The 24,989-nt window shown below is 70.8% G+C and carries 20 protein-coding genes and 1 other annotated feature; of the genes, 11 read left to right on the forward strand and 9 right to left on the reverse strand.

Annotation, left to right across the window (positions count from 1 at the left end; genetic code table 11):
- The first annotated feature begins 133 nt into the window (after window positions 1-133).
- The 3 genes from ACETWP_RS08800 (at window position 134) to ACETWP_RS08810 (ending at window position 3,340) form a co-directional block, all read left to right on the forward strand.
- Complete coding sequence (locus ACETWP_RS08800; RefSeq protein WP_373971860.1) at window positions 134-1,543, forward strand: L-serine ammonia-lyase; 1,410 nt, start codon at window positions 134-136, stop codon at window positions 1,541-1,543.
- Window positions 1,537-2,073 (forward strand): GNAT family N-acetyltransferase, encoded by a 537-nt coding sequence (locus ACETWP_RS08805; protein ID WP_373971861.1) that lies wholly within the window; start codon window positions 1,537-1,539, stop codon window positions 2,071-2,073. Before ACETWP_RS08800 ends, ACETWP_RS08805 begins: the two co-directional genes overlap by 7 nt.
- Before the next feature lie 124 nt (window positions 2,074-2,197).
- Complete coding sequence (locus ACETWP_RS08810; RefSeq protein ID WP_373971862.1) at window positions 2,198-3,340, forward strand: baeRF2 domain-containing protein; 1,143 nt, start codon at window positions 2,198-2,200, stop codon at window positions 3,338-3,340.
- 220 nt (window positions 3,341-3,560) lie between these two features.
- Here the strand turns inward: ACETWP_RS08810 and ACETWP_RS08815 are convergent, their stop codons facing one another.
- Together ACETWP_RS08815 and ACETWP_RS08820 are read right to left on the reverse strand one after the other, a co-directional pair.
- Window positions 3,561-3,950 carry a cupin domain-containing protein gene (locus tag ACETWP_RS08815; protein WP_373971863.1) on the reverse strand — a complete coding sequence of 130 codons (390 nt, stop codon included), beginning with the start codon at window positions 3,948-3,950 and terminating at the stop codon, window positions 3,561-3,563.
- Window positions 3,947-5,398 carry an NAD(P)/FAD-dependent oxidoreductase gene (locus ACETWP_RS08820; protein WP_373971864.1) on the reverse strand — a complete coding sequence of 484 codons (1,452 nt, stop codon included), beginning with the start codon at window positions 5,396-5,398 and terminating at the stop codon, window positions 3,947-3,949. The genes ACETWP_RS08815 and ACETWP_RS08820 overlap by 4 nt, the downstream gene beginning before the upstream one ends.
- A 184-nt stretch (window positions 5,399-5,582) precedes the next feature.
- On the opposite strand from ACETWP_RS08820, the gene ACETWP_RS08825 reads away from it, so the two are divergent.
- The gene (locus ACETWP_RS08825) at window positions 5,583-6,881 is read left to right on the forward strand and encodes an MFS transporter (RefSeq protein ID WP_373971865.1); all 1,299 of its coding nucleotides are present in this window, start codon (window positions 5,583-5,585) and stop codon (window positions 6,879-6,881) included.
- Window positions 6,882-6,997: 116 nt separating this feature from the next.
- Here ACETWP_RS08825 and ACETWP_RS08830 read toward each other — a convergent pair whose 3' ends face one another.
- A complete protein-coding gene (locus tag ACETWP_RS08830) occupies window positions 6,998-8,368 on the reverse strand; it encodes an aspartate aminotransferase family protein (RefSeq protein WP_373971866.1) in 1,371 nt (456 codons plus the stop codon).
- 105 nt (window positions 8,369-8,473) lie between these two features.
- Here ACETWP_RS08830 and ACETWP_RS08835 point away from each other — a divergent pair, with 105 nt between their 5' ends.
- Window positions 8,474-9,268: a gamma-glutamyl-gamma-aminobutyrate hydrolase family protein gene (locus tag ACETWP_RS08835; RefSeq protein ID WP_373971867.1), complete on the forward strand. Its 795-nt coding sequence runs from the start codon at window positions 8,474-8,476 to the stop codon at window positions 9,266-9,268.
- Between the two features lie 107 nt (window positions 9,269-9,375).
- Window positions 9,376-9,825: a ParA family protein gene (locus ACETWP_RS08840; RefSeq protein ID WP_373972060.1), complete on the forward strand. Its 450-nt coding sequence runs from the start codon at window positions 9,376-9,378 to the stop codon at window positions 9,823-9,825.
- A 254-nt stretch (window positions 9,826-10,079) separates the two neighbouring features.
- Here ACETWP_RS08840 and ACETWP_RS08845 read toward each other — a convergent pair whose 3' ends face one another.
- The gene (locus ACETWP_RS08845; protein WP_373971868.1) at window positions 10,080-10,316 is read right to left on the reverse strand and encodes a hypothetical protein; all 237 of its coding nucleotides are present in this window, start codon (window positions 10,314-10,316) and stop codon (window positions 10,080-10,082) included.
- A 61-nt stretch (window positions 10,317-10,377) separates the two neighbouring features.
- Complete coding sequence (locus ACETWP_RS08850; RefSeq protein ID WP_373971869.1) at window positions 10,378-11,628, reverse strand: heparan-alpha-glucosaminide N-acetyltransferase domain-containing protein; 1,251 nt, start codon at window positions 11,626-11,628, stop codon at window positions 10,378-10,380.
- A gap of 735 nt (window positions 11,629-12,363) precedes the next feature.
- On the opposite strand from ACETWP_RS08850, the gene ACETWP_RS08855 reads away from it, so the two are divergent.
- A complete protein-coding gene (locus tag ACETWP_RS08855) occupies window positions 12,364-13,884 on the forward strand; it encodes an amidase (RefSeq protein WP_373971870.1) in 1,521 nt (506 codons plus the stop codon).
- A gap of 71 nt (window positions 13,885-13,955) precedes the next feature.
- Here the strand turns inward: ACETWP_RS08855 and ACETWP_RS08860 are convergent, their stop codons facing one another.
- Window positions 13,956-15,086, reverse strand: a complete 1,131-nt coding sequence (locus ACETWP_RS08860) for a helix-turn-helix transcriptional regulator (RefSeq protein WP_373971871.1) — start codon at window positions 15,084-15,086, stop codon at window positions 13,956-13,958.
- A gap of 624 nt (window positions 15,087-15,710) precedes the next feature.
- Here ACETWP_RS08860 and ACETWP_RS08865 point away from each other — a divergent pair.
- Window positions 15,711-16,382, forward strand: a complete 672-nt coding sequence (locus tag ACETWP_RS08865; protein ID WP_373971872.1) for a biliverdin-producing heme oxygenase — start codon at window positions 15,711-15,713, stop codon at window positions 16,380-16,382.
- Entirely contained in the window at window positions 16,379-19,210 is a 2,832-nt protein-coding gene (locus tag ACETWP_RS08870) for a bifunctional diguanylate cyclase/phosphodiesterase (protein ID WP_373971873.1), read from the forward strand. The genes ACETWP_RS08865 and ACETWP_RS08870 overlap by 4 nt, the downstream gene beginning before the upstream one ends.
- Window positions 19,211-19,374: 164 nt before the next feature.
- On the opposite strand, the gene ACETWP_RS08875 is transcribed toward ACETWP_RS08870, so the two are convergent.
- Window positions 19,375-19,653, reverse strand: a complete 279-nt coding sequence (locus ACETWP_RS08875; protein WP_373971874.1) for an LPXTG cell wall anchor domain-containing protein — start codon at window positions 19,651-19,653, stop codon at window positions 19,375-19,377.
- 40 nt (window positions 19,654-19,693) lie between these two features.
- Here ACETWP_RS08875 and ACETWP_RS08880 point away from each other — a divergent pair, with 40 nt between their 5' ends.
- Window positions 19,694-19,987 carry a hypothetical protein gene (locus tag ACETWP_RS08880; protein WP_373971875.1) on the forward strand — a complete coding sequence of 98 codons (294 nt, stop codon included), beginning with the start codon at window positions 19,694-19,696 and terminating at the stop codon, window positions 19,985-19,987.
- 395 nt (window positions 19,988-20,382) lie between these two features.
- On the opposite strand, the gene ACETWP_RS08885 is transcribed toward ACETWP_RS08880, so the two are convergent.
- A complete protein-coding gene (locus tag ACETWP_RS08885; RefSeq protein ID WP_373971876.1) occupies window positions 20,383-21,111 on the reverse strand; it encodes an RHS repeat-associated core domain-containing protein in 729 nt (242 codons plus the stop codon).
- Window positions 21,112-21,151: 40 nt separating this feature from the next.
- Here ACETWP_RS08885 and ACETWP_RS08890 point away from each other — a divergent pair.
- Window positions 21,152-22,404, forward strand: a protein-coding gene (locus tag ACETWP_RS08890; protein ID WP_373971877.1) for an IS3 family transposase whose coding sequence is annotated in 2 segments (ribosomal slippage) — window positions 21,152-21,443 and window positions 21,443-22,404 — 1,254 coding nt in all. Because the reading frame shifts where the segments join, the coding sequence is not laid out codon by codon here.
- Window positions 21,436-21,567, forward strand: a sequence feature (AL1L pseudoknot). It overlaps the preceding gene by 132 nt.
- On the opposite strand, the gene ACETWP_RS08895 is transcribed toward ACETWP_RS08890, so the two are convergent.
- The gene (locus ACETWP_RS08895; RefSeq protein WP_373971878.1) at window positions 22,304-24,700 is read right to left on the reverse strand and encodes a sugar-binding protein; all 2,397 of its coding nucleotides are present in this window, start codon (window positions 24,698-24,700) and stop codon (window positions 22,304-22,306) included. The genes ACETWP_RS08890 and ACETWP_RS08895 overlap by 101 nt on opposite strands.
- Window positions 24,701-24,989: the final 289 nt, after the last annotated feature.

The following is a 24,989-nucleotide window of genomic DNA, read 5'->3' on the forward strand; positions in this document are numbered from 1 at the left end:
GCTCGCCCCGGTCTCCTGACCGGGAGGGGCCAGCAGCGAAGCGGCGGGCCCGGGGCACCGGCCCCGGGACCGTTGCGCCACCCCCAAAGCGGGCCACCCCCAAAGCGGGCCACCACCAACAGAGGAACCCACCATGGCAATCAGCGTCTTCGATCTGTTCAGCGTCGGCATCGGCCCGTCGTCCTCCCACACGGTGGGTCCGATGCGCGCCGCCCACCGGTTCGCCGCGGGCCTCGTGGAGCGGGAGCTGGCCGGCCGCACCGCCGGGTTGCGGGTCGACCTCTACGGCTCGCTCGCCGCCACGGGCCGGGGCCACGGCACCTTCACCGCCGTGATGCTGGGGCTGGAGGGCTTCCAGCCGGAACTCATTCTGCCCGAGCAGGTGGACGAGCGTATCGCCGAGCAGGAGGCCAGCGGGACCCTGCGGCTCTGCGCGGAACTCGGGGCGCGCCGGGACCTGGCTTTCAGCGTGCCGGACATGGTCCAGCACCCGCTCACCGTGCTGCCCCGCCACACGAACGGCATGCGGTTCCAGGCGCTCGACGACGCCGGTTCCGTCCTGCTCGACGAGACCTACTTCTCCGTCGGCGGCGGGTTCATCGTCCGCGAGGGCGAGGAGGACGCCGTCGTGGAGGAGATCGAGCAGGAATTGCGGGCGGTCCCGTACCCGTTCCGCACCGCGGCCGAGCTGCTCGGGCACTGCCGCGACACCGGCCTGCCGATCAGCGAGATCATGCTGGCCAACGAGACCGTCACGCGCTCCAAGGAGGATGTCCGCGAGGGCCTGCTGCACATCTGGTCCGTCATGGAGGACTCCAAGAACTCCGCCCTGGCCCGCGAGGGCCTGCTGCCGGGCGGGCTCAAGGTCCGCCGGCGCGCGCCCGACTGGCACGAGCGGCTCGCGAAGGAGGACAAGGACCGCGACCCCAAGTATTGGCAGGAGTGGGTCAACCTCGTGGCGCTGGCCGTCAACGAGGAGAACGCCTCCGGCGGGCGCGTGGTCACCGCCCCCACCAACGGCGCGGCGGGCATCATCCCCGCGGTCATGTTCTACGCCACGCACTACTCGCCGGGCATCGGCTGGGCCACGCAGCGCGACAGGGAGGACGTGATCGTCAGGTTCCTGCTCGCGTCCGCTGCCGTCGGGGTGCTGTACAAGGAGCAGGCCTCGATCTCCGGCGCGGAGGTCGGCTGCCAGGGCGAGGTGGGGTCGGCGTCGTCGATGGCCGCCGCCGGCCTGGCCGAGATCCTCGGCGGGTCCCCGGCCCAGGTGGAGAACGCGGCCGAGATCGCCATGGAGCACAACCTCGGGCTGACCTGCGATCCGATCGGCGGGCTGGTCCAGATCCCGTGCATCGAGCGGAACGCGATCGCCGCCTCGAAGGCCATCAACGCCGCGAAGATGGCGCTGATGGGCGACGGCGAGCACCGCGTCTCCCTGGACGAGGTCATCATCACCATGCGCGAGACCGGCAAGGACATGAGCCACAAGTACAAGGAGACGGCGCTCGGCGGCCTGGCCGTGAACGTCGTCGAGTGCTGATCGGCCCCAGCGCGGACCGCCTGGTCCTGCGGCCGCCGCGTCCGGGGGACCGGGACGAGGCACTCGCCGCGCACGCGGAGCTCGCGGCGGAGGGCTTCGATTTCCTGCTCGGGTACGACGACGGCATGGCGTGGGGCGAGTACCTGGAGCTGCTCGCCGCCCAGGAGCGCGGCGCGCGGCTGCCGCGGCGCCTGGTGCCGCACACCTTCCTCCTCGCGGAGTCCGCTGGCCGAGTGGTGGGACGCGTCTCCGTGCGGCACGAACTCAACGCCGCGCTGGCCGCGATCGGCGGCCACATCGGCTACGCCGTCCGGCCCGCGGACCGGCGGCGCGGACACGCTCGCGCGATCCTGCGCGGCGCGCTAGAAGCCGCCGCCGGTTTCGGGATCGCCGAGGCCCTCGTGACCTGCGACGAGGGCAACGCCGGATCGGTCCGCACCATCGAGGGCGCCGGGGGCGTCCTCGAGGATTCCGTCGAACTCGCGCCCGGATTCCGCACCCTCCGCTATTGGATTCCTACCCCCATCTGACCTGCGATGCAAGGGCCTTCCGGCTCCGGGGAGGGGCCTTTCGGGGAATCTGTGCCGGTGCTACGGTGGGCTGACGGACCGAGTACGCACGCGACGTCGACGCCGCGTGGGAAGGAGTTTCCCCATGGCAAATCGGGCAGGTTCCAACGGAATCGATGCCACGCTGTATCGGAAAGAAGGTCCGTGGTGCACGGCCTTCGTGGATGCCTCGCTGGGGACATCGGCGGCCCAAGAGGCGGCGGATGGACTGCCGGACACGGTTGCCCGGCTGCTGGAGAGCCAGCGGGCCGCCCCGGCGGACATCGAGGCCATCCGCACCGCCGTCCGGCCCGCGGAGGGCAGCCCCGCCCCGGTCGCGCGCTTCGTGGCGGTGAACAACGGCGAGGTGGTGCTCGACGAGCTGGTCCAGGGCCTGCGGGCCGGCGAACCACGCGTCGAATGCGGACCGTTCCCCAACCTGGTGCCGCTGGCCCGGGCCCGCGGCGGGCAGTTCCCGTACGTCGTGGCCGAGGTCGGGCGCGACGGCGGCGAGATCGTGCTGCGGCACTCCGCGGTCCCGGGCATCTCCGAGGAGCGCAGCGTCACCGGCGACCCCGACGAGGCGCACCACGCGCGCCGCGTGCCCGGACGGTACAACGAGCCGCAGAACAGGGCTGCCACCGAGGAGATCTGGCGCCGCAACGCCGACGAACTGGCCCGGCACATCGACGAGGTCGTCCGGGACAGCGGGGCCCGGCTGGTCGTGGTCTCCGGCGACGTGAAGGCCCGCGAACTCGTGGTGTCCCAGCTGTCCGACGCCACGCGCGCCCTTGCCGGAGAGCTGGACGTGCACTCGCGCACGGGTGGCGCCGACCCGGCGTCGGTGGAGAAGGCCGTGCAGGCCCGGGTCGCCGAGGTCCTCGCCGCCGACATCAACGAGCTGACGGAGAAGATTGGAAACCGCGCCGGCGGGGACCGGCCGGCCGCCGTGCTCGGCTTCGAGGCCGTTGTCGGCGCCCTGCAGCAGGCGCAGGCGGAGACCGTGATCGTGGCGGGATTCCAGGGCGAGCACTCGCTGCTGGCCCTGGCGGCCGAGCCATGGCTGGCCACGGAGGACTCCGGCACCCCTGGTGCCGAGATCCTGGGGTCTTGGCCGGCGCCGGAGGTGCTGTTGCGCGCCGCGGCGCTGACCGACTGCTCGATCCGCTACGTCCCCTCCGGGGTCCTGCCGAGCGGGGAGACCATCGCGGCGCTGCTGCGCTGGCCCACCAGCGGCGGACAGGACTAGGGCCCGGACCGGCGCGGCGACCGCGGAGTCCGCAGGATGCCGGGCCTCCGGCCTGGGCATCCGGTGGGCTCCGGCTTCCGGCGGGCCGTGTCCGAGTTCGGCCCGACCCGCGGTGCCCGGGCTGCGGTGGACGCGCCCGCGTCCTCGCCAGCGCGTCGCCTTCGGACCCGGCGCCCTGCCTTGCCCCGCGGCGCCTTGTCTCTGCGCCCGGCGTCCACGGCTAGTCGGGCCGCGACAGATAGACCTTCCGCAGCGGCTCGGTGACGGTCCAGGTCGTCCGCATCCCCGCCGACAGTCGCATGACGGTCCCCGGCGCCAGCTCCGCGGTGCGGACGGGATGTCCGTCCTGCTCGCCGATCACCACGACGGCGTGCCCGGCCGTGACCACGAAGACCTCGTCCGACTCGACGTCGTACATGGTTCCCTCGCTCATCTCCCAGACGCCGATCTCGACGCCTTCCAGCACCGAGAGGCGGACGTGGCCGACGGTCGGCGAGCCGCCCCCGGCCTGGTCCTCCGGCACCGCCGCGCGCGGCAGCGGGAGGCGGTTCACGCGCAGCGCCTGGCCGGGTTTGAGGCCCACGTCGCCGGACCCGCTCAGCGGGCTCACGAGTCGAAGCCCATGCCGACGGCGTCCAGCGCCTTGAGCAGCGGCCCGCGCCGCCCGCCGTTGCGGTCGGCCCGCACCAGGGCCGCCGTCGTCGCCCGGACACCCAGCCACGCCGCGGGCTCCGGGGGGAACGGGAGGGGCTTGCGGCGCACCAGTTCCAGGTCCGTCAGCTCGGTCCGCTCCCCGGAGAGCAGGTCAAGCATGACGTTGGCCCCGAAGCGGCTGGCGCCGACACCGAGGCCGGTGAAGCCCGCGCAGTAGGCGACCTTCCCGGCGTGTGACGCGTCGAAGAAGGAGAAGAAGCGGCTACACGTGTCGATCGCGCCTCCCCAGCGGTGGCTGAAGCGCACCTCCTCGAGCTGCGGGAAGAGCGCGTAGAAGTGCGCCGCGAGGCGCCGGAACGTGGCGGGATTCTGGTCGTGCCCGCCGTGGAGGGAGCGGCCGTAGTGGTACACGGCGTCGTACCCGCCGATGAGGATCCGGCGCCCGCCCGCGGCGTCGACGGTGGGCCGGAGGTAGTGGAAGCGGTTGTTCAGGTCCGCGATGCCCTCGCCGCCGGCCCACCCGATCGCCGCCAGCTGGGCGTCGGTCAGGGGCTCCGTCATCAGCGCGTAGTCGTACACGGGGACCGTGCGGAGGCGGTGCCGGCGCAGGAGCGAGGGGAAGGCGTTGGTCGCCAGCGCCACGCGCGGGGCCCTCACGACGCCGCCGTCGGCGCGCAGGACCATGTCGGCGCCGTGGTCCGCGAGCGCACGCACGGGGGTGTTCTCGAAGATCTCGACCCCGGCGTCGCGACACGCCTCCGCGAGCCCCCACGCGAGCTTCGACGGGTGGACCAGCACGGTTCCGGTCCGGTCGCGCACGCCCGCGAGGAAAAGTTCCGACGCGACCTCCGCGCGGACGGCGGGTCCGTCGAGGAACTCGGATGCCGGGTCGCCGGCGGAGTCCTCGGCCAGCCACGCCACCTGGTGCTCCTCGGTGGCCACGGTGAGGGTCCCGACCGGCGAGTAGTCGCAGTCGATCCCGTGGCGGGCCACGGACTCGCCGATCTCCGCGAGGTTGCGCCGACCGAGCTCCGCCAGGCGCCCGGTCTCCCGCGGGAGGTGGCGTGCGCCGTTGGCGTCGCCGTGGGTCAGGCTGAACTCGCAGAAGCCCCCGTTGCGGCCGGACGCGGCCCATCCGACCCGGCCCCCTTCCAAGACGACGACGCGGCGGTCCGGGTCGCGCTCCTTGGCCATGAGCGCCGTCCACAGGCCGGTGTAGCCGGCGCCGACGACGGCGAGGTCCGCCCGGACGCTTCCGGCCAGGCGCGGCCCCGCCTCCGGGCGGTCGGCGCGGTCCAGCCAGTAGGGCACGGGGGCCGCGCCGCCGAGGCCGGCGTCGACGAGGGCGGCGGGCACCCTCCGTTCGGCCAGGTCGAAACTGGTGGGGGTGCCCGGGGGGAACATGGCGGCTCCGGTCGTGGTGCGGGTGGCGGCTCGCCGGCGGTGGCCCGGCGGTGGCGGTTCGGACTCATCGAATCCCATGCCGAGCTGGGAAGTCAACGCCCCCGCGCCACGCCGCGCCCCGCGGCTTCGCAATCGCGCCCGCCTGCTGTTGGATGGGAAGAGCCGGACGGCAGAGGAGGCGCACGTGAACCACGGTCCCGTCGGGACGTCCGCGGCCGCCCCGCCCCGGGCCCCGCTGCTGCTGCTCGTCGCCGGCGTCCTCCTCATCGCGGCCAACCTGCGTCCGGTCATCACGGCCGTGGGCCCGGTCCTGGACCAGATCGGCGCGGAGACGGGGCTCGGCGCGGCCGCCCTGGGGCTGCTCGCGTCCGTCCCGCTGCTGGCCTTCGCGGCCGTGTCGCCGCTGACCCACGGCCTGAGCGAGCGCTTCGGCGTGGAGCGGACCGTGTTCGGGGCGCTGCTGGTCCTGGCCGCGGGGACGCTGCTGAGGTCGGTTCCCGGGCCGCTGGCCGCCCTGTGGATCGGTTCGTTCGTCATCGGCGGATCCATCGCGGTGTGCAACGTGCTGCTGCCGGCCATCATCAAGCGGGACTTCCCCGACCGCATGGCGCAGCTGACGGCGGCGTACTCCGCGGTGCTCGGGGGCATCGCCTCGCTCGGGGCCGGGCTGTCGGTGCCCCTGTCGGCGTTGCCGCTCGGCGCGGACGGTGCACCCGCGGGCTGGCGCTTCGCGCTGGCGGCCTTCGTGGTCCTGGGCATCCCGGCGACCATCGCGTGGGTGCCTCGCCTGCGGGCCGCCCGGGCCGGGCCGGGAGGAGCGGACCGCGTCCCGGCCCCGGCGGCCGGGGCGCCAGGCCCGGCCCGCGTCCCGGACCCCGGGGCCGGGGAGCCCGCCGCGCGGCCCATGGCGCGCGGGGAGATCTGGCGGTCGACCGTCGCCTGGCAGGTGACGGTGTACATGGGGCTGCAGTCGATGGTCTTCTACATCTTCATCAGCTGGCTGCCCACGCTCGAGCGGTCCTACGGCCGGTCGGACGCGGGATCGGGTTGGGACCTGATGGCGTTCCAGATCATCGGCGTCGCGGCGAGCCTGCTGACGCCGCTGGTGATGCGGGGACGGCTGCGCCGGATCGCCCCGTCGCTGCCCGGCGCCGTCGTCATCGCCGCGATGGCCGGGCTGCTCGTGGCGCCCGGGGCGATGTTCCTCTGGGTCATGCTCGCGGGGTTCGGCTGCGGCAGCTCGCTGGTGGTGGCCCTTTCGCTGTTCGGCCTGCGCGCCCGGACCCACCGGGAGGCCAGCGCCCTCTCGGGGATGGCGCAGTCGCTCGGGTATCTGTTCGCGGCGGCGGGCCCGCCGCTCTTCGGCGCGCTGTACGCGCTGACGGGGGAGTGGGTCCTGCCGGTCGGCGTCGTCGTGGCGGCGAGCGTCGGGCAGGTCCTGACCGGGCTCCTGGTCGGGCGCGAACGCTACGTCTCGGCCTGATCCGCGGTCCCGCCCCGGCCGGACGGGGCGCCGCCAGCGGCGGTCCGCCGACGCCGGGAGGCACGCCCGGGCTCCGTTCGGCTTTCCACGTCGGCGGCCGCGCCCGCCGTCGATCCTCAGGCCTCGACGAACCCGTCCGCGACATCCAGCGCCGAGTCCAGGACGGCGAGACCCTCGCGGAGGAGGGCGTCGTCGATGTTGAGGGCGGGCACCACGTGGATCCGGTTGAAATTGGCGAACGGCAGGACCCCGCCGGACTTCAGCGCGGCGACCACCTGGTTCATCTCCGGGGAGGAACCGCCGTACGCGGCCAGCGGCTCGCGCGTCTCCCGGTTCCGCACCAGCTCCACGGCCCAGAAGCACCCGGTGCCGCGGACCTCGCCGACCGACGGGTGGCGCCCGGCCATCGCGCGCAGCGCCGGCCCGATGACCTCGCGGCCCAGGCGCTCGGCGTTCTCCACCATGGACTCGTCGCGCATGGCATTGATGGTGGCCACCGCGGCGGCGCACGCGAGCGGGTGGCCGGAGTAGGTGAGGCCGCCGGGGTACGGGCGGTCGCGGAACGTCTCGAAGACCGCGTCGGAGAGCGCGACGCCGCCGAGCGGCACGTAGCCCGAGTTCACGCCCTTCGCGAAGGCCAGCAGGTCCGGGATCACGTCCCAGTGGTCGACGGCGAACCACTTGCCCGTGCGCCCGAAGCCGGCCATCACCTCGTCGGCGATCAGCATGATGCCGTGCCGGCGGGTCAATTCGCGCACCCCCTCCATATAGCCGTCGGGCGGAAGGTAGATCCCGGCGGTGCCCGGGATGGACTCCAGGACCACCGCCGCGACGTTTCCCGCCCCCTCCAGCTCAATCATGTCCGTCAGGTGCCGCAGGGCGCGCTCGGACTCCTCGTCCTGCGTCGTCGCGCCGAAGTATGAGCGGTAGGTGTAGGCGGGGAGGAAGTGCACGACGCCGGAATCGCCGTCGTCGTTGGCGAAGCGGCGGGGGTCGCCGGTGACGTTCACGGCGAGGTGCGTGCCGCCGTGGTAGCTGCGGTACGCGGAGAAGACCTTCTTCCGGCCGGTGTGCAGGCGCGCCATGCGGATCGCGTGCTCGACGGCATCGGCGCCCCCGTTGGTGAAGAAGACGTGGTTGAGGTCCCCCGGGACCAGCCCCGCGATCAGCCGCGCCGCCTCGGAGCGGGCGTCGTTGACGTGCTGCGGCGCGATGGTGCACAGCTTACCGGCCTGCTCCTGGATCGCCGCGACGACCTTGGGGTGCTGGTGGCCGATGTTGGTGTTCACCAGCTGGCAGGACAGGTCGATGAGCCTGCGCCCCTCGCCGTCCCAGACCAGCGATCCCTCCGCCTTCAGCACGGTCATCGGTGTGAACGGCCCCTGGGCCTGCCAGGAGTGGAAGACGTGGGCGCGGTCCAGTTCATAGGCGCGGCGCCCGGCCGCGATGTCGGCGTCGGTGATGGCGTGGCCGGCTTCCGTATCCATGGCTTTCCTGACCGTCGGGGGAGTGCTCCGAACCACACTACCCATGGCCGGCACGGTGCGACACGGAAGTCGTCGGGGGATGCGGGCACCCGATAGCCTAGCTGCATGACTTCGCTACCCGTGGACGTGACCAGACCTGTCATTGCGGTGACCTTCCCGGGTTCGGCGCCCGCCTACGCCGACGCCTACCGCGAGGATGTCCTGCGGCTCGCGGACCTGGCGGCGGCCGCGGTCGAGGCGGCCGGCGCGACGGCACTCCTGCTGGACTCGAGCGCGGAGGATCCGGACGGACCCACGCAGAGCCTCGTGGACGTGGCGGCGGTCGACGGCGCGCTGATCCTCGGCGGCGGCGACGTCGACCCGGCCCTGTACGGCAGCGAGGGGCACCCGAGCATCGGCGACACCGACCGGGCCGCCGACGACCTCGAGATCGCCGTCGTCCGTGGCGCCCTGGCCCTGGGGCGCCCGGTGTTCGGCATCTGCCGCGGCATGCAGCTGATCAACGTGGCGTTGGGGGGCACGCTGGTCGAGGACCTCGGCCCGGATTCCCAGCACAAGGACCACTCGCCGGCCGACGCCATGGTGGGGCACGCCGTCGCCGTGGTTCCGGGCACGCGGCTCGCGTCCATGCTCGGCGCGGACGGGGCCGCGGTGATGTCCGGGCACCACCAGGCGGTGCGCTCGCCGGGCGAGGGTCTCGTGGTCTCCGCCCGCGCCGACGACGGCGTCATCGAGGCGATCGAGCTGCCCGCCGACGGCGAGGAGGACGAGTGGCTGGTCGCCGTGCAGTGGCACCCCGAGCACGAGGGGACCGCCCCCGGACAGTTCGCCGCCCTCATGAAGCCCTTCGTCGACGCGTGCGCCGCCCGGCGCTCCGTGCGGGCGGCCGTCGACGCATAGTGGCCGGCAGTGGTGTCGGTGGTCGAACTGCGTCTCGACGCGTTCGTCGGTGATCGACCCGAGGATGCGAAGCAGGTGGCGCTACGAAGACGACTACTGCCGTCTCAATCGCTGCCGTTGCTGCAGCCTCGGGCCGCAAGGTCGTGCTGATCGATCTGGATCCTCGGGCGGCGGCGACGCGCTGGTTCAACGTGGAGCCGAAAGCGGAGGGACTCCGTGTCGTGCCGTCGGCGCGTTCTTTGTCCAAGAGGGAGGCCGACAACTCGGACCACCTTGAGGTCCGGTTGCGCGTCGCGTTGGAGGGGCTGGACGCCGATCTGGTGGTCATCGACTGCGCCAACAGGCAGGCAGGGAGGGCCGCTGACGCAGAGCGCCCTGAATGCCGCGGACTCCGTCGTGTATGCGGCGACAGCCACTTCCGATGGTGGGTGGGCGCGGGGTTGTTCGGTTGTGGCTGCGTCGCGGCTGTCGCGGAACGCCGCGTGTCCAACGTCCACCAGACCGACGGTTCGGTGGGCCGTGGCGTGGGCCTGGATCCCGCAGGGGCACGGTATTGAGCGTCAAGACGGCGAAAGCGGGAGAGTGTGCAATACCGGGTCCCATTCCGCAGAAACAGCAATAGAGTCGTTTCAACCATCCATATGCGCCGTTATGGGCGATTGATCCGGTCATGCGCCCGGACACGTGATTGTGGACGGCCGAGCCACTGCACTGTCTCCGCCCGCCCACAACGCCGTGCTCCCCACACACAACCCCTCCCACCCGCCTGCCGGCACCATGGACGGTGCTGCAACGGAGGCCGCGGAATGCTTTAGCCGTGGAAACGGACGCGGCCGGCCAACAGAGTTCCCAGCCGGGAGGCGACCGCGAGGTCCACGCCCGTGTCGGCGATCTCCAAGTGGTCCCCGCTGATGAAGATGACCTCGGCGTCGCGCAGAATGTCCGCGAGGTCGGAACCGAGGCAGAACCGGAAGACCTGCGAGGGGACTTGGAAGGCCGACAGGGGGAACCGCTGGGCGGGGGAGGCGGGCGTGCCGCCCCCACCCATGCGCCATGCTCCTGCCGACCGTAGGACAGGCATGCGTACATGTGCGCCGTTATTGGCGTTGCTACGTCTGGTTGGGTGGTGTGGGGCGTCGGCCGGTGAGGACCAGGGTGCGCAGCCAGCCGGTGGCGGCGGCGAGGACCGCCTCGAGGGGGCCCTTGCCGACGGCGTTGCGCCAGAGGACGGCGGCGAGGAGGAAGACGATGCATTGGATGGTGAGGGACATGATCGGGCGTTCCGTGTCGAGGATCTCGGTGGCTTGGATGATCACGTGGGCGGAGTAGAGGGTCAGTGTCATCGAGCCCGCCGCGGCGAGGGGAACGATGGTCCGGCCCAGGTGCGGGACGAGGAGCAGTATGGCCCCGAGGACGGCAAGTGAGGTTCCGAGGGTGCTGAGGATGGTCAGGGGGGTGGAGGTCTCGCGCGCAAGGATGGCCAGCCACCACCCGCTTGTGGCCGGCAAGGTGCCACCGAAGGTCAGGATCTCGTTGATCTCCTCCTCGTTCAGCAGCGGTGTTGCGGCGATGAGCCGCTCATAACCCCCGGCCGGACCCAGCAGGAATTCCGACAGGAGCCACATGGATGCGGCCAGGGCGGTGCCCGCGGCGAGGAGGGTGGCGCCGAGCTTCCGGGACGCCAGGTCCAGTCGGCCGATCGCGAGCCCTACGCAGATGTAGGCGAGCCAGGGCAGAGCGGGGTAGATCCCCGTGAGCAGCATGTCGGTGAGGAAGATACCAGGATGGGCGGCGGCGAGGGCGAAGGTGTAGTTGTCGTCGATGTGGGTCATGTTCGTCCACCGGGCGCGGACCAGTTGCATGGCCATCGGGCCGAGCACCGCGAAGGCGACGGCCAGGGCGAACAGGGTCCGCCTGCCCAGGCTCAGCAGTGGGACGGCGAGCAGGAAGAGGACCCCGTAGTAGGGCAGGATGATCCCTACCGTGGTATCGGTGGGGCCCAGGAGCAGGCCTATCCCGATGATCATCAGGGCGCGCAGGGCCAGGGCGGCCCGGGTGGCGGTCATCGCCCGGCCCGACGGGGGTCGCCGGCCCCCGGACTGCAGGGCGATGGAGATCCCGGCGATGAGCGCGAAGAGGGCCGCCGCCCGGCCCCCGAACAGCACATAGACGAACTGGGGGTCGCCCTCGCCTTCCATCGGCAGGATGTTCAGGACCACGATCCCGATCAGCGCCACACCCCGCGCGACATCGACCCCGACGACCCTATGCGAACCACCTGGACCCGTCGGGCTGGGGCGGGTCCGCGCCGACACCGGGTCGTTGTCCGGGGGCGGCGAGGTTTCGGGACGAGGGGACACGGCGGTTGCCTTTCTCCGTTGTGCCCGGACCGGATGGAACGGGCCGCGGCGAAACGGGCCCCCGTGCCCCGGTCGCGTCCCGCCGAGCCCAGTGAAGTCGTGGGGGTGTTACGGCTACGTTACCGGTGGCCAAGACCGAGAACGGCGGGGCCGGCGTGCCCGGTCTCGCCGTCCAGCATCGCCTGGAACATCTGTTCCGCGGGATTGAGCAGGGCCACGCTGGCGGCAATCTGCAGCCGGGTGGCGCCGGCAGGGGCCCGTTGGTCAGGAATATCGTCTCCTCGCATCTTGTGCGACACTTTCGCACCAACTGCGAAGCGGGGCAATGGTTCCCTGCAACGGCGGGCATCGCATGGACACCCCCGATGCTCCCAGCCGGCACCCGCACCCGGGAAACCGGCAGTGAAAAATCGCTCTCAGGGGCCCAAACCGGCCGAAACCGGACCGAACGGCGATTGGCACCGAAAGCCGTATCAACCCCGGCGTATTCGCACCGGAGGCGATTCGCCGGGAAACATCCTTCATATGCGCCGTTATCGGCATCTGGGATTTGCCATTGGGAGGACGGGTTGGAGCTGGAGTGGGACGTGTTGACCGGCGGGGATAGGCACGCGCTATTCCTGACCAGGTGCTCAGGAGATACGCATTTCTACCGATGTGGCCTGCGCCACGTGTGTTTAGGCTTCCAGTTATTCGTCGGCACCGAGACGCGGGCCGGCAGGAAGCGAGCCACCCATGACCAAGACATCAGAAACCCGGTCCATCGTCCCGCCACCGTCGGTGGCGGAGTCGGGACCCCACGCGACCGACGTGTCGGCGCCCTTGCTCGAACAGGCACGCGCCATCCGTGAGGGCGAGTTGAGCAGCCGCGAGCTGACCCGGATGTACCTGGAACGGATCGAGGAACTCGACAAGCCGCAGACGCTCAATTCCTTCCTGCTCACCCGCGGGGACGAGGTGCTGGCCGAGGCCGCCAGGATGGACGAGCTGCAGGCGTCCGGCGAGATTGTTGGCCCGCTGCACGGTATTCCGCTGGGGATCAAGGACGCCTTGTTCACGGCGGGCACTCGGACCACCGGCGGCACCGCTGTCCTCAGGGATTTCGTCCCCACCAAGGACGCCACCGCCGTGCGGCTCCTCAAGGGCGCCGGCGCCCTGGTGCTGGGCAAGACGAACCTGCACGAGAGCGGCTTTGGGATCACCAGCAACAATCCCCATTTCGGGCCCGTCCGCAATCCCTACGATCCGCTGCGGATTCCCGGCGGCTCGAGTGGCGGTTCGGGCGCCGCGGTGTCCGCTCGGCTGTGTTCCGCCGCCATCGGCACGGACACCGGCGGTTCCGTGCGCATCCCGGCTGCCCTGTGTGGCGTGGTCGGCCTCAAGCCGACCTTGGGCCGCGCGAGTCGCGGCGGAATGCTGGGCCTGTCCTGGAGCTACGACGTCCTGGGCCCGATCACCCGCACGGTCGCGGATGCGGCGGCACTTCTGCGGGTGGTCGCCTCGGGCCCGGACCCACTGGACCCATTCGCGTCCGATGATCCTTCCGGCGCGAGACTGCCCGAGTCCGTCGCGGAAGCCGGTGTGAGCCTGAAGGGTGTGCGGATCGGCATCCCGGACGGATATTTCGCCGAAGACAACACTCCCGACGTGGACCGGGTGCTTGCTGAGAACTACAGGCTGCTCGAGGGCGCCGGTGCGATCCTCGTGCCGGTAACGGTCAAAGGCGTGGAGCAGGCAACCCACACCGGGTTCCTGACGGTAGTCCCGGAGGAGGTCGTGCTCACCGAGGAGGCGCTGCGGACGGCGGGCGTCGAGGGCGGGATCGCGGGCAACCTGCAGGCCTTCGGAGCGGACGTGCGTGCTGCGTTGGGCAGCCAGGTCGGTCCAGAGGCGCAGCCCGTTCCGGCGTTCGCCTACGCCGCGGCGATGTCTCGCACGGTGCCTGCGATCCGGCGCGGCTTCGACGAGGCTTTGGCGGGCGTTGACGTGCTGCTCACGGCAACGACTCCCGCGACCGCGGTTCCCATCGCCGAGGATGTCCGGATGCAGCACAACGGCCGAGGCCTCGATACTTTCGAGACCTTCATCCGATACACGTTCTGCATCTCGGTCGCTGGGCTCCCGGCGGTCTCGGTCCCCGGCGGCATCGGCGAGAACGGTCTCCCGGTCGGTCTGCAGTTCGTCGGTGCGCCTTGGAGTGAAGCGCGGCTGGTGGAAATCGCGCTGGCCTACGAGCGCCTCGCCTCCGGCGCTTGATCATTCCGCCACCTCGCTTCATCGGGAGCGGGACTGGTGCGCTGGGCCGGCCGGCCTTCGCTGGCCGGCCCTCAGCCCAGTAGCCTCAGCCCCTCCGATTCCGTCCGGGCCGCGCAACCTGCGCGGCTCGGACGGCGCAATTTGCCCAGAATGTGCTCGACGTGGGTCGTCACGGTCCGCACGCTGAGCACCAGGCGCGAGGCTATCTCGGCGTTGGCCAGTCCGTCCGCCATCAGCGTGAGTACCTGAAGTTCACGTCGGGTCAGACCGGCCGGAGGGGCGCCCGGCTCCGCCACCACGACCACGACCTCGGGTCGGGGGAGGGAGGCGTCGTCGCCACGGGTCATGACAACACGCCACCAACCCCCGTCGTGGAAGACGTAGCCGGAGCGAGCCACGGCGTCGGTGCCGAACATGTCTACCGCGGATTGGATGAGGCCGGGCGCTTCTTGGCACAGGCGTGCCGCGTCCGCGTCCAAGGGACGGTGATCCCCGTCGGCGGTGACGACGGCAGCGCGTGCGGAAGGCTCGAACTTCGCCCGCAGCAGGCGCAGCCGGCCCCGGTCATCAACGATCCTGGCCAGCATCGGGGCGACCGCGGAGAGGATGCCTCGCCGCTCATCATCGATACCGCCGAGATCACGCTGGCTCATGACGAGCATGCCGACCTGGTCGATCGTTCCACTCCGGCGAAGCGCCGTGGTGGCGCCCTCGGCGAAGCCGGCGGGTTGGAGGACGTCGGCGTAGGTCGCCAGGCCGTGGAAGTCGAAGGGGAAGTCCCGCCAACGCATCGGCAGGGAGGAATCAACGGACACCCGATAGCTGGGACAGGACAGGTAGTCCGTGTTGGCGAAGGACGCCACCCGGTCGTCGTAGCCCACACGGGCCAGACAGCGATGTTTTCCCTTGACGGGGTCATAGGCGGAGAGCATGGCCGCGTCGTAGGGGACGATGCGTTGAAGCTGGCGAAGCACGTCCTCGACGCCTGCCGCGCCGATCAGGACCGACGAAACGACATCGCCCAGCTCGGCGGTGGCACGGACGTCCGCCGGGAGTTCCAGGACAGGCCGTGACGCGGATGTCCGGGCCCGGTCCGCCGAACCGCCCTGATCGGGGGACCCGGATGAAGTCGAGTCTGCGACGGGGTTTTGGTGAGGGACCATGCTGCCTTCTCTGAGATCGAACCGGATGGCCGGGTTCACTGTCCGAAATCCCTGGACTCTCCAGCCCGATGGTAATCAGCCGGGTCGGCAGCATCGCCACACACGTCGAACAGTTGGCGTCTCCCGGCTGCACTATTGTCTCGAGACCTGACCAACCACTTCTACACTGTTCGCCCATGTTAACGAGAGCCGATCGGCCTGACCATGTGGTTCGTGATTCGCGCATGGGTTTGGGCATGTTGGAACTACGCCGTATGTGCCGTTATGGGCGTTGACCGCGGGAGTTGCATCAGATGCGGCTACCCCCGTGCCGGACGGAATGCGTGTTTGCGCTGGTCGGAGGGCAATTGTCGGGCAAGCATTCGTCATCGCTGCCCCGCAGGGTTGCCTATCGTCGCAGCCCGACGCACGGCGTGCGCCCCAGACCCGCCCATGCGTCCGCAGCCCGACCGAAGGGGCTCTCCATTCCAAGCGGCAAGGCGTCTTCTCCCTTTCGGAACCTGGGCCGGCCGGACCGTGCGCCCCCAGCACGGACGCCCTCCGGTCGTGGGCCGTTCGTGGGGGACCGATCCCGCCACGGACGCGTTGCCCCTGCGAATGGCGGGGCCTGGGAGGTTGAAGTGGTTGAATGATTATGGTATTGCACAGGCAGCTGGTATTTCGGTGCGCTCGTGGCAACGCAAATTCCACGAGTCAGGAGACTCCCTGAAGCATTCGACCGCCTCTCCGTCGCCAGATCCGGCACCGACCGAGGAGCTGCTGGAGCGGCTCCGCAGGGAAACCTCCGGGCTGCACCGGGACGTCGAGGACATGACGGACCTTCCCGGATCCGTTTCCACCCGTGGGGACTACGTGCGCCTGTTGCGCCGGCTCCATGGTTTCCACACCGCGGTCGAGGCGCGGCTGGCGAACCCCGCCTGGGCGCAGGGGTGGCCCGGCCTCGGGATCGACCTGCCGGCGCATCGGCGGTCGCACCTGCTGTCCGGGGACCTGGATCGCCTCGGGGCGGTGCCCTCAAAGGCCATGGTGCGGCTCCCCGCACTGGACAACCTCGGGCAGGCCATGGGATGTCTGTACGTCGTCGAGGGCTCATCCCTGGGGGGACGCGTCCTGGCCCCGGCCTTCCGTGCCGTGCTCGGGGACGTCCCCACCGCCTTCTTCGACAGCGACGAACGAATGCATCCGCACCCCTGGCGTTCCGTCGTCGCCGGGCTCCGCACGTTCGAAGCGACCGCCGGCAGCGCCGGGGACGTGGTGCTCGGGGCGCGGGAGACGTTCCTGGCCTTCGGCAGGCACCTCGCCCACGCGGCACGGGCCGGGACCGGCGCCCTATGACCCGCGCCCAGGAACTGCTGGCCGCGGACGAGCAGCAGCGGCTCGAGGAGTGCGCGCGCGAACCCATCCACACGCCCGGGGCGATCCAACCACACGGCGCGCTGCTCGTCATCGATCCCTCGTCCATGGAGATCCTGCAGGCGAGCGCGAACACCGGCGCGCTGCTCGGCCGGGACGCGGGCCTGCTCCCGGGCCGGCGCCTGGAGGACGCGATAGGTTCCGCGGCGGCCGCGACGCTGCGCGCGGTGATCGCCGCCGGGGTCGAGGCCGCCCCGAACCCGACGGTCCTGAGCGTTGGCGGGCGGCCCTTCGACGTCATCGTGCACCGGGCCGACGCAGTGGCCATCGTGGAGTTCGAACCCGCCCGCCCGTGGGGCGACGTGGAGCTGGTGGCGCTCCTGCACGGCGCGGAGAACAGGCTCTGCGCCGCCAAGTCGGTGGGTGACCTGCGGGCCGCGGCCGCGCGGGAGGTGCGCCGGCTCACGGGCTTCGAGCATGTCATGGTCTACCACTTCCACCCGGACGGGCACGGCGAGGTCGTCGCGGAGGAACACGCCGAGGGCACCACCGACTACCTCGGGCTGCACTTCCCCGCGTCGGACATCCCGGCCCAGGCGCGCCGGCTCTACGCGCTCAAACGCTCCAGCGTGATCGCGACCAGCGAGGACCGGAGCGCCGCGCTGGTCCCGGCACTGAACCCCCGGACAGGCGGACCCACGGACCTGTCCCGGGCCGAACTGCGCAGCGTCTCCCCGCACCACCTGCGGTTCATGCGGAACATGGGCCAGGCCTCGTCGATGTCCCTCTCCCTGGTCCACGACGGACAGCTCATCGGCATGATCACCTGCGCGCACCGGGAACCCCGCCATCTTCCCTACATCTGGCGGAAAGGGTGCGAGATCCTGGCACAGCGGCTCACGCTCCAGCTCGGCGCCCTGGCCGAAAGCCGCCGGCTGTCGGAGCAGTTGCGGAAACAGCGCCTGCGCGAGAGCCTCGTCCAGCGGATGGTCGCCGCGGACCACGTGGCGGAGGCACTCGTCGGCGGGGACACCAACGTCCTTGACCTCCTGGGAGCGGAGGGGGCCACCGCGCGCATCGAGGGCATACGCGCGTCCGCGGGACAGACGCCGTCGGACGGGAACGTCGAGGCGCTGGTCGCCCGTTGGCGCGGCACCGCCGGGGGCCACCTGCTGGTCAGCGAATCCCTGGGCACCGACCGGCCCGACCTCGCCGAACTCGTGCCCGGGACGGCGGGACTCGTCCTGCTGGACCTCGGCGCCGGGGGAGACTACCTCGCCTGGTTCCGCAGCGAGGTGTCGGCCTCGGTGGACTGGTTGGGCGACCAGTCGCCCGCGAACCGCGACACGCCGCTCTCGCCGCGGAACTCGTTCCGGATGTGGTCCCAGTCCGTGGCCGGGCGCGCCGAACCGTGGGACCCGGTCGCGGTCGCCGAGGCCGGCGAGCTCGGCCGCGACATCGACACGGTCCTGCTGCGCCGGGCCCAGGCCCGGCTCGCCCACCAGGGGCTGCACGACGCGTTGACCGGGCTGCCCAACCGGCGCCTGATGATGGAGCGCCTGGGCCAGGCGCTGGAACGCCGGGACCACGGCGCTCCCGCGTCCGTCGTCTTCATCGACCTGGACCGCTTCAAGCTGGTCAACGACTCGTTCGGACACGACGTCGGCGACGCGCTGATCGTGGAATCCGCGCGGCGCATCTCCCGCTCGACCCGGGGCACCGACACCATCTGCCGCCTCGGCGGGGACGAATTCCTGGTGCTCTGCGAAAACACGGACGCCCGCACCGCCGAAAGCATCGCGGAGCGCATCGTGGAGGCGTTCCGGGAACCGCTGCGCATCGACGGGCTCGAGCTGCGCATCACGGTGTCCGTGGGAACCACGACGGCGCAGGAACACCACCGCCCCGCCGACCTGCTCCGTGAAGCCGACACCGCCATGTACCTGTCCAAGAACGAGGGCCGGAACCGCAGCTCGCGGTTCACGGACCGGCTGCGGGACCTGGCCCGGGAGCGCGTGCACACCGAACCGGCCCTGCGCCAGGGCATCGAACGCGGCGAGCTCGTCCTCTTCTACCAGCCCATCCGCGATGTCGCCGAGGGGCACGTCAAGGGCGTGGAGGCCCTGGTGCGGTGGAACCGACCCGGCCACGGGATGGTTCCACCGGATGTGTTCATTCCCCTGGCCGAGGACACCGGCATCATCGGCCAACTCGGTGAATGGGTGATGACGGAGGCGATCAGGCAACTCAGGCGCTGGCGGGACGGGGGGCTCGTGGGGTCCGATTTCCACATGGCCGTCAACGTCTCCCCGCTACAGCTCGTGACGCCCTCCCTCGTCGGCGTCATCAGGCGCCTCCTGGCCGGCCACGGCCTGAAACCGGCCGACCTGACCATCGAGATCACCGAGTCCACGATGATGTCGGACCTGGCGTCCATCTCCAACGCGCTGCGCGCCCTCGCGGACTACGGCGTGGCGCTCTCGATCGACGATTTCGGCACCCGGTACTCCTCGCTGGCCAACCTGCGCCACCTGCCGGCGCACCAACTGAAGATCGACAAGTCCTTTGTCGCGGGCCTGGGCAAAAACCGGGCCGACTCCACCCTGGTGGAGACCGTCATCGGCCTCGCCCGCGGACTCGGGATGAGCTGCGTCGCCGAAGGCGTCGAGACCGCCGGCCAGATGGACCTGCTGCGCGCACTGGGCTGCGACCTCGCCCAGGGCTACCACCTGGGGCGACCGCAAACCGGTCCCGAGCTCACCACCGCCTGGGCCCAACCCCTCGCCCCGGCGCAGGTGGCCGGGAACTGACGCCGGCGGGGACCGGCCACCACGGCGGCTCCGGGTGGCCGAAGCCGGCGAAGCGCCGAACCCCGGCTCCATGACCCGACCGGCTACGGCGCAGCCCGTCCCAGGGCGTGGTCCGGTCCGCGCGAAGGCCCGCGCGCACCCCGCGGGCCCGACGGGCCCGGCGACTAGTTGGCGGAGCCGGACCGGGAGCGCCGGGAGACCAGAAGCACGCTGCCCAGGGCGATCAGCAGGACGCTGAACCCGGCCATCACGCCCAGCAGGGTGCCGGCCCCGGTTTCGGGAAGCCTCGACATGCCCGCCGGAACGCCGGTCACGTCCGCGGTGGGCGACGCCGAAGGCGTCTCGCTCGGGGAGGGGGAGGGTTCGTCGGTTTCGCTCGGGGAGGGGGAGGGCCCGTCGGTTTCGCTCGGGGAGGGGGAGGGCCCGTCGGTTTTGAACCGCACTGGGTCTGGTTGAGACTCTTTCCTCAACGGAGAATGAATCGTGACCAGTGGAATCAAGTACGAGCGGGAGTTCAAGGACCGGGCCGTGCGCCTGTACGCGGAGCGGCGGGCCGAGCACCAGGAGGAGTCCAAGGCGGCGGCGCTGCGCCACGTGGCCAAGATCGTCGGGATGCCCGAGGACACTTTGCGCACGTGGACGCGCCGGGCCGAGGTCGACGCCGGGGAGCGGCCGGGGGTGACCAGCGACATGGCCGCGGACCTGCGCCGCGCGAACGAGATCCTGCGCACGGCGTCGGCTTTTTTCGCGGCTTCTGAGTCTCATCGTTGCTCCTGAGCCTGGTTAGTTCGAAAGGATTGAGTAGAGCGCACATATGCCGCCTACGGCAACGCCAACCGGCCAGGCAGCTATCTCCGGCTCCACTTCGTGACTCGGGAGTCATCCGATCAAGGAAGCAACAGCGATGAGGACTACCGAGAGAATCATTAGGCCGGACCAAGACAAATGCTTCATTTGAACAGTGCTGCCTAGTACCTACTTAGATCCTGCGACCATGGCCCCCACGGAGGCCAGCATCAAAGCGACCCCCAAAAGAATCGCGCCGAGGGACCACTTCCGAGCTGCTGTCCAAGGTTCCCCCTGTGTCCGAGGGTGTCTCATGGCATAGATGGGGCCAATAAGTATGAATGCAAGCCCAACAAACATCAGATAGATCATGCCAATATGCCTTTCTATGTGCAGGACAAGAAGGTGAATATTCCGGACAGTGCGGCTCCTGCCCCGGCTGCCGCTGTCGCGGCGGTGAGCACGACACCGGCCGGGGCGCCCACAATGGTTCCGGTGGCTACAACCGACCACACCGCAAGAGCTCCCGTGGCGGCGGTAAGGCCAGCCGTCGTCGCGCCTGAAACTTGGCATGTTGACGGGGCCAAGCCTGAAGGATCTTTCAGGTTGATGGGGTTGCATTCGGCGTAGGCGTAGGTGTTGGCTTCCTGTCCGGAGGGGTCCGGCTGGGTGAAGCGGCCGGTGACGGCGTCGTAGTAGCGGGCCCCGAACTTATACAGTCCGGTGGTCAGGTCCTTGTGCTGGCCGATGTACTGGAACCTGTTGTTGTTCGACTGCGGCCCCGACGGGGTCGTCCTGCCCCAGGCGTCGTAGGTGTACGCCGCGGCGATCCCCTGGGACGCGTCGGTCAGGGCGATCGTGGAGCCCAGCGCGTCGGCGGTGTAGTAGTAGGTCCCGGACCCGTTGCTCATGCTCACCAGCGTCCCGTCGGGCTCGCGGACGAACGAGGTCACCGCGCCTCCGGTGCTCTGGCGGGTGATGCCCAGCAGCCCGTCCACGAAGGTGGTTCCCCCGACGCTGAGGCGTTCCGTGTTCGACGGTCCCGCGTAGGTGTAGGGGTAGGTGGTGCCGGAGCGGACGTGGGAGGTCATTTGGTCGAAGGTGTTGAACCGCACTGGGTCTGGTAGAGACTCTTTCCTCAACGGAGAATGAATCGTGACCAGTGGAATCAAGTACGAGCGGGAGTTCAAGGACCGGGCCGTGCGCCTGTACGCGGAGCGGCGGGCCGAGCACCAGGAGGAGTCCAAGGCGGCGGCGCTGCGCCACGTGGCCAAGATCGTCGGGATGCCCGATGACACTTTGCGCACGTGGACGCGCCGGGCCGAGGTCGACGCCGGGGAGCGGCCGGGGGTGACCAGCGACATGGCCGCGGACCTGCGCCGGTTGCGCAGGGAGAACGCGGAGCTGCGCCGCGCGAACGAGATCCTGCGCACGGCGTCGGCTTTTTTCGCGGCGGAGCTCGACCGCCCACGGCAGTGATCGTCGCATACATCGATGCCTTCAGGCATCGGTTCGGGGTCGAGCCGATCTGCCGCGTCCTGACCGAGAAGGCCGGGATGAAGATCGCCCCGTGCACCTATTACGCGTTCAAGTCCCGCCCGCCCTCGGCCCGGGCCGTGTCCGACGCGGCGATGGCTCGGGTGATCGCGGACGTCCACCGGGAGAACTACGGCTGCTACGGGGTGCTGAAGATGTGGCACGAGCTGAACCGGCGCGGTCACCGGATCGGCCGGGACCGGGTGGGCCGGCTGATGCGCGGCGCCGGACTGGGCGGCGCGGTCCGCGGCCGGCGGCGCACGGTGACCACGGTGCGCGACGGCGCCGCGCCGCGGCACCCGGACCGGGTCAACCGGGGGTGGGAGGTCCAGGCGCCGAACACCGTGTGGGTCGCGGACTTCACCTACGTGTGGACGCACGCGGGGTTCTGCTACGTCTCCTTCATCACCGACGTGGCCTCCCGCATGATCCTGGGCTGGAAGGCCTCGATGTCCAAGGAGGCCGCGCTGGTCACGGACGCGCTGGCCCAGGCCCTGGCCCTGCGCCGCCGGGGCGGAGCCCGGTTCACGACCCGCGGCCTGGTCCACCACTCGGACGCGGGCTCGCAGTACACGTCCATCGCGCTGACGGAGAAGCTGGTCGAGGCCGGCATCGCGGGCTCCATCGGCACCGTGGGCGACGCGCTGGACAACGCCCTGATGGAGTCCACCATCGGCCTGTACAAGACCGAGCTGATCGACGCGGACCCGCGCCGGTCGTGGACCTCGCGGCAGTGCGTGGAGAGCGCGACGGCGGAGTGGGTCCACTGGTTCAACCACCGGCGGCTGCACTCGTCCATCGGCCACCGGGCGCCGGTAGAGTACGAACACAACTACCACCGAAACCGCACCCGGGAGCCCCTGAGTGCGTGAAGCCCGAGCCTCTACGAAACCCAGCAAAGTTCATGTTCCACGCGCTGGTCGAGGAACCGGACTTCGTGTTGTTCCCGTTCGCGTCGTAGGCGTAGGTCGCGGCCCCGGTGGGCGGGGCCGTGCAGGTCCCGGCGGCGCTGGCGGTCCAGCAGAGCTGGTCCGCGGCGTTGTACGCGGAGTGGGTGGTCGCGGCCCCGGTCTTGGTGGCGGTGAGCCGGTTCCCGTTCGCGTCGTACGTCCACGCGTCCGTGACCGTGCCCAATACCGCGGAGGTCAGGCGGTTCATCTTGCCGTACCCGTACGTGGTGGTGGCCCCGGTCTCGGTGGTCTGGGTCTTCCTGAGCGCGCCGTCGCGGCCGGTCGCGCCGGCGGTGTAGGTGTAGGCGCGCTTGGAGAGCACGGTTCCGGAGGTGCTGGTCGCGGTGATGCTGGCGGTGCGCCCGGCCTTGTCGTAGACGGTCGTGTTCCTCACCCCGTTCGGAAACCGGGTGGTGGTGCGGCGGTCGTTGTCGTCGTAGCCGAAGCCGGTGCACTTCGTGGTGTTCGGGAACACCGGGGTGGCCGGGCAGGACCCGCCGTGCGCGGCGAGGGCGACGAGCCGGTCCGCGTCGTCGTAGCGGTACGTCGTGGTCCCGCCGGGGTCGGTGTGGCTGGTGACGTTGGAGGCCTGGTCGTAGGTCAGGGAGGTGGTGGCCCCGGCGACCGTCTTGGACGTGGGCCGGTTCTGCTCGTCGTAGGTGTAGCTGCTGGTCCCGGAGGCGTCCGTGCGGCCGGTCAGGTTCCCGTTCTCGTCGTGGGAGTACGCGACGCACGTCGCCGGCACGCAGCTCGCCCCGTGGCGCAGCTCGGTGAGCCGGTCGGCCCCGTCGTAGGTGTACGTGCTCGTCTGGTTCTTCCCGTCGGTGGTCGTCGCGACCCGGCCGGCCGCGTCGTAGGTGTGCGTGGTGACGCCCAGCGGCGCTGGAGGGGTGATCCTGACGGGGTTGCGGGACGCGTCGCGGGTGATCGAGGTGGTGTTGCCCTTCCCGTCGACCGTGCGACACAGCTGCCCGCGCAGGGACCCGCAGGTCGCCCCGCCCGCGTCGCCCTGGTACCGGTTGGACAGCGTCCCGCCCTGCCCGGACGGGGTGAGGGTCTGGTAGGGGCGCTGCGTGGCGGTGTCGTAGGTGTAGGTGGTGGTGTTGCCCTCGCTGTCGGTGGAGGACACCGGCTGGAACTCCAGCCAGGCCTCCCCCGCGGTGGGCGCGGGGTAGGTGTAGGAGAGCCTCGTGCCGGTCCCGCCCGCGGCCCCGGCAGGGGCGGTGGTGTTCGCGAGCGTGTTGTTCGGGTTGTACGTCGAGGTGGACAGGTTCCCCAGCGCGTCGAGGCTGGTCAGGACGTCGTCGTGCGCGTTGTAGGTCTTGGCGGACACGTGCCCGAGCGGGTCGGTGATCGAGGTGACCTGCCGGGCGGCGTTGAAGGTGTAGGAGGTCTGCCGGTCCTCGCTGTCGGTGAGCTCGGCGGTCGTGGTGCCCGAACTGGTGGTCGTGTTGATGCTCCACGCGTCCGTGAACGCGGCGTAGACGATCTCCTCGGCCCGGCCGTTGGCGTCGTAGAACAGCTCCGTGGTCGTGTCCCGGCCGTCGGTGACGGACTCCATCTGCCCGTACGCGTAGGAGAACCAGACGAGCGACCCTGCCGCGTCGGTGTAGCTGGCCATCCTGCCGTCCAGGCCGTAGTCGAACCAGACCGACCGGTCCAGGGTCAGGTCGTGGGCCCGCGAGGGCTGGCCGGTGTTGTCCGGGTCCGTGTACTCGAACGCGATCTCGCGTCCGGTGGCGGTGGTGATCCCCGCGAGCCGCCCGTCGGCGTCGTAGGCGTACGCGGTGCGGTCCGCCGCCGCGCTGTAGTGGTCCCCGGCGTAGGCCAGGCGGAACACCCCGTCGACCAGCTGGTAGTAGTTCGTGTGCCCGGTGCCGTTGAAGCGCAGCGTGACCGCGGTGGGCCCGAACGCGGTGATCGAGGCGTTCAGCCCGGCCGGCATCGTCCACCCGCCCCCGGTCTTGGGCACGAACCGGTGGGTTCCGCCGTCCTCGGCGGTGTAGGTGACGGTGTCGTCCGCCGCGACGCCCAGCGCGGACTCCGCGGCCCCGGCCGAAAGGGTCGGGCGGTGGTCGTTGACGCTGTTGTAGCGCCAGGACAGGTCCACGTCCCGGTCCGCGCCCTCGAGGTGCAGCAGACGGCCGGTCAGCACGACGTTTCCCGTCGTGGGGTTCCAGGCCAGGCGCACGGTGTCGGTGAGGTCCCGGCCGACCATGGCCGCGGCCTTCCGGTTCCCGGCGAGGTGCCCGTCCGGGCCGGACGCGGCCGGCAGGTCATCGTCCCAAGCCAGGCTCTGCGCGGGCGCGGGTTGGACCTGCGCCGCTCCCGCGGACGGTTCCGCGGCGGACTGGACGGCCGCCGGTTCCGCGACGGGCGACGCGTCGCCGGCACGGTGACCCCGGTGGCGGCCAGGACGAGGCTGGAAGTGGCAAGGCAAACGGATAGGGCGCGACTAACTCCCACGATGGGTCCCCCGGTGTCGGCATGAAAGCCCACCACGTGGA

The sequence above is a fragment of the Arthrobacter halodurans genome (assembly GCF_041877255.1).
Classification (GTDB): domain Bacteria; phylum Actinomycetota; class Actinomycetes; order Actinomycetales; family Micrococcaceae; genus Arthrobacter_N; species Arthrobacter_N halodurans.

What these genes read in the sequence shown, in the direction of transcription:
- ACETWP_RS08820 (WP_373971864.1), bottom strand. Translation starts at nt 5,398, where the DNA reads ATGTTCCCCCCGGGCACCCCCACCAGTTTCGACCTGGCCGAACGGAGG.
- ACETWP_RS08870 (WP_373971873.1), top strand. Translation starts at nt 16,379, where the DNA reads ATGACCCGCGCCCAGGAACTGCTGGCCGCGGACGAGCAGCAGCGGCTC.
- ACETWP_RS08855 (WP_373971870.1), top strand. Translation starts at nt 12,364, where the DNA reads ATGACCAAGACATCAGAAACCCGGTCCATCGTCCCGCCACCGTCGGTG.
- ACETWP_RS08845 (WP_373971868.1), bottom strand. Translation starts at nt 10,316, where the DNA reads ATGGGTGGGGGCGGCACGCCCGCCTCCCCCGCCCAGCGGTTCCCCCTG.
- ACETWP_RS08830 (WP_373971866.1), bottom strand. Translation starts at nt 8,368, where the DNA reads ATGGATACGGAAGCCGGCCACGCCATCACCGACGCCGACATCGCGGCC.
- ACETWP_RS08895 (WP_373971878.1), bottom strand. Translation starts at nt 24,700, where the DNA reads ATGGTCGGCCGGGACCTCACCGACACCGTGCGCCTGGCCTGGAACCCC.
- ACETWP_RS08835 (WP_373971867.1), top strand. Translation starts at nt 8,474, where the DNA reads ATGACTTCGCTACCCGTGGACGTGACCAGACCTGTCATTGCGGTGACC.
- ACETWP_RS08800 (WP_373971860.1), top strand. Translation starts at nt 134, where the DNA reads ATGGCAATCAGCGTCTTCGATCTGTTCAGCGTCGGCATCGGCCCGTCG.
- ACETWP_RS08810 (WP_373971862.1), top strand. Translation starts at nt 2,198, where the DNA reads ATGGCAAATCGGGCAGGTTCCAACGGAATCGATGCCACGCTGTATCGG.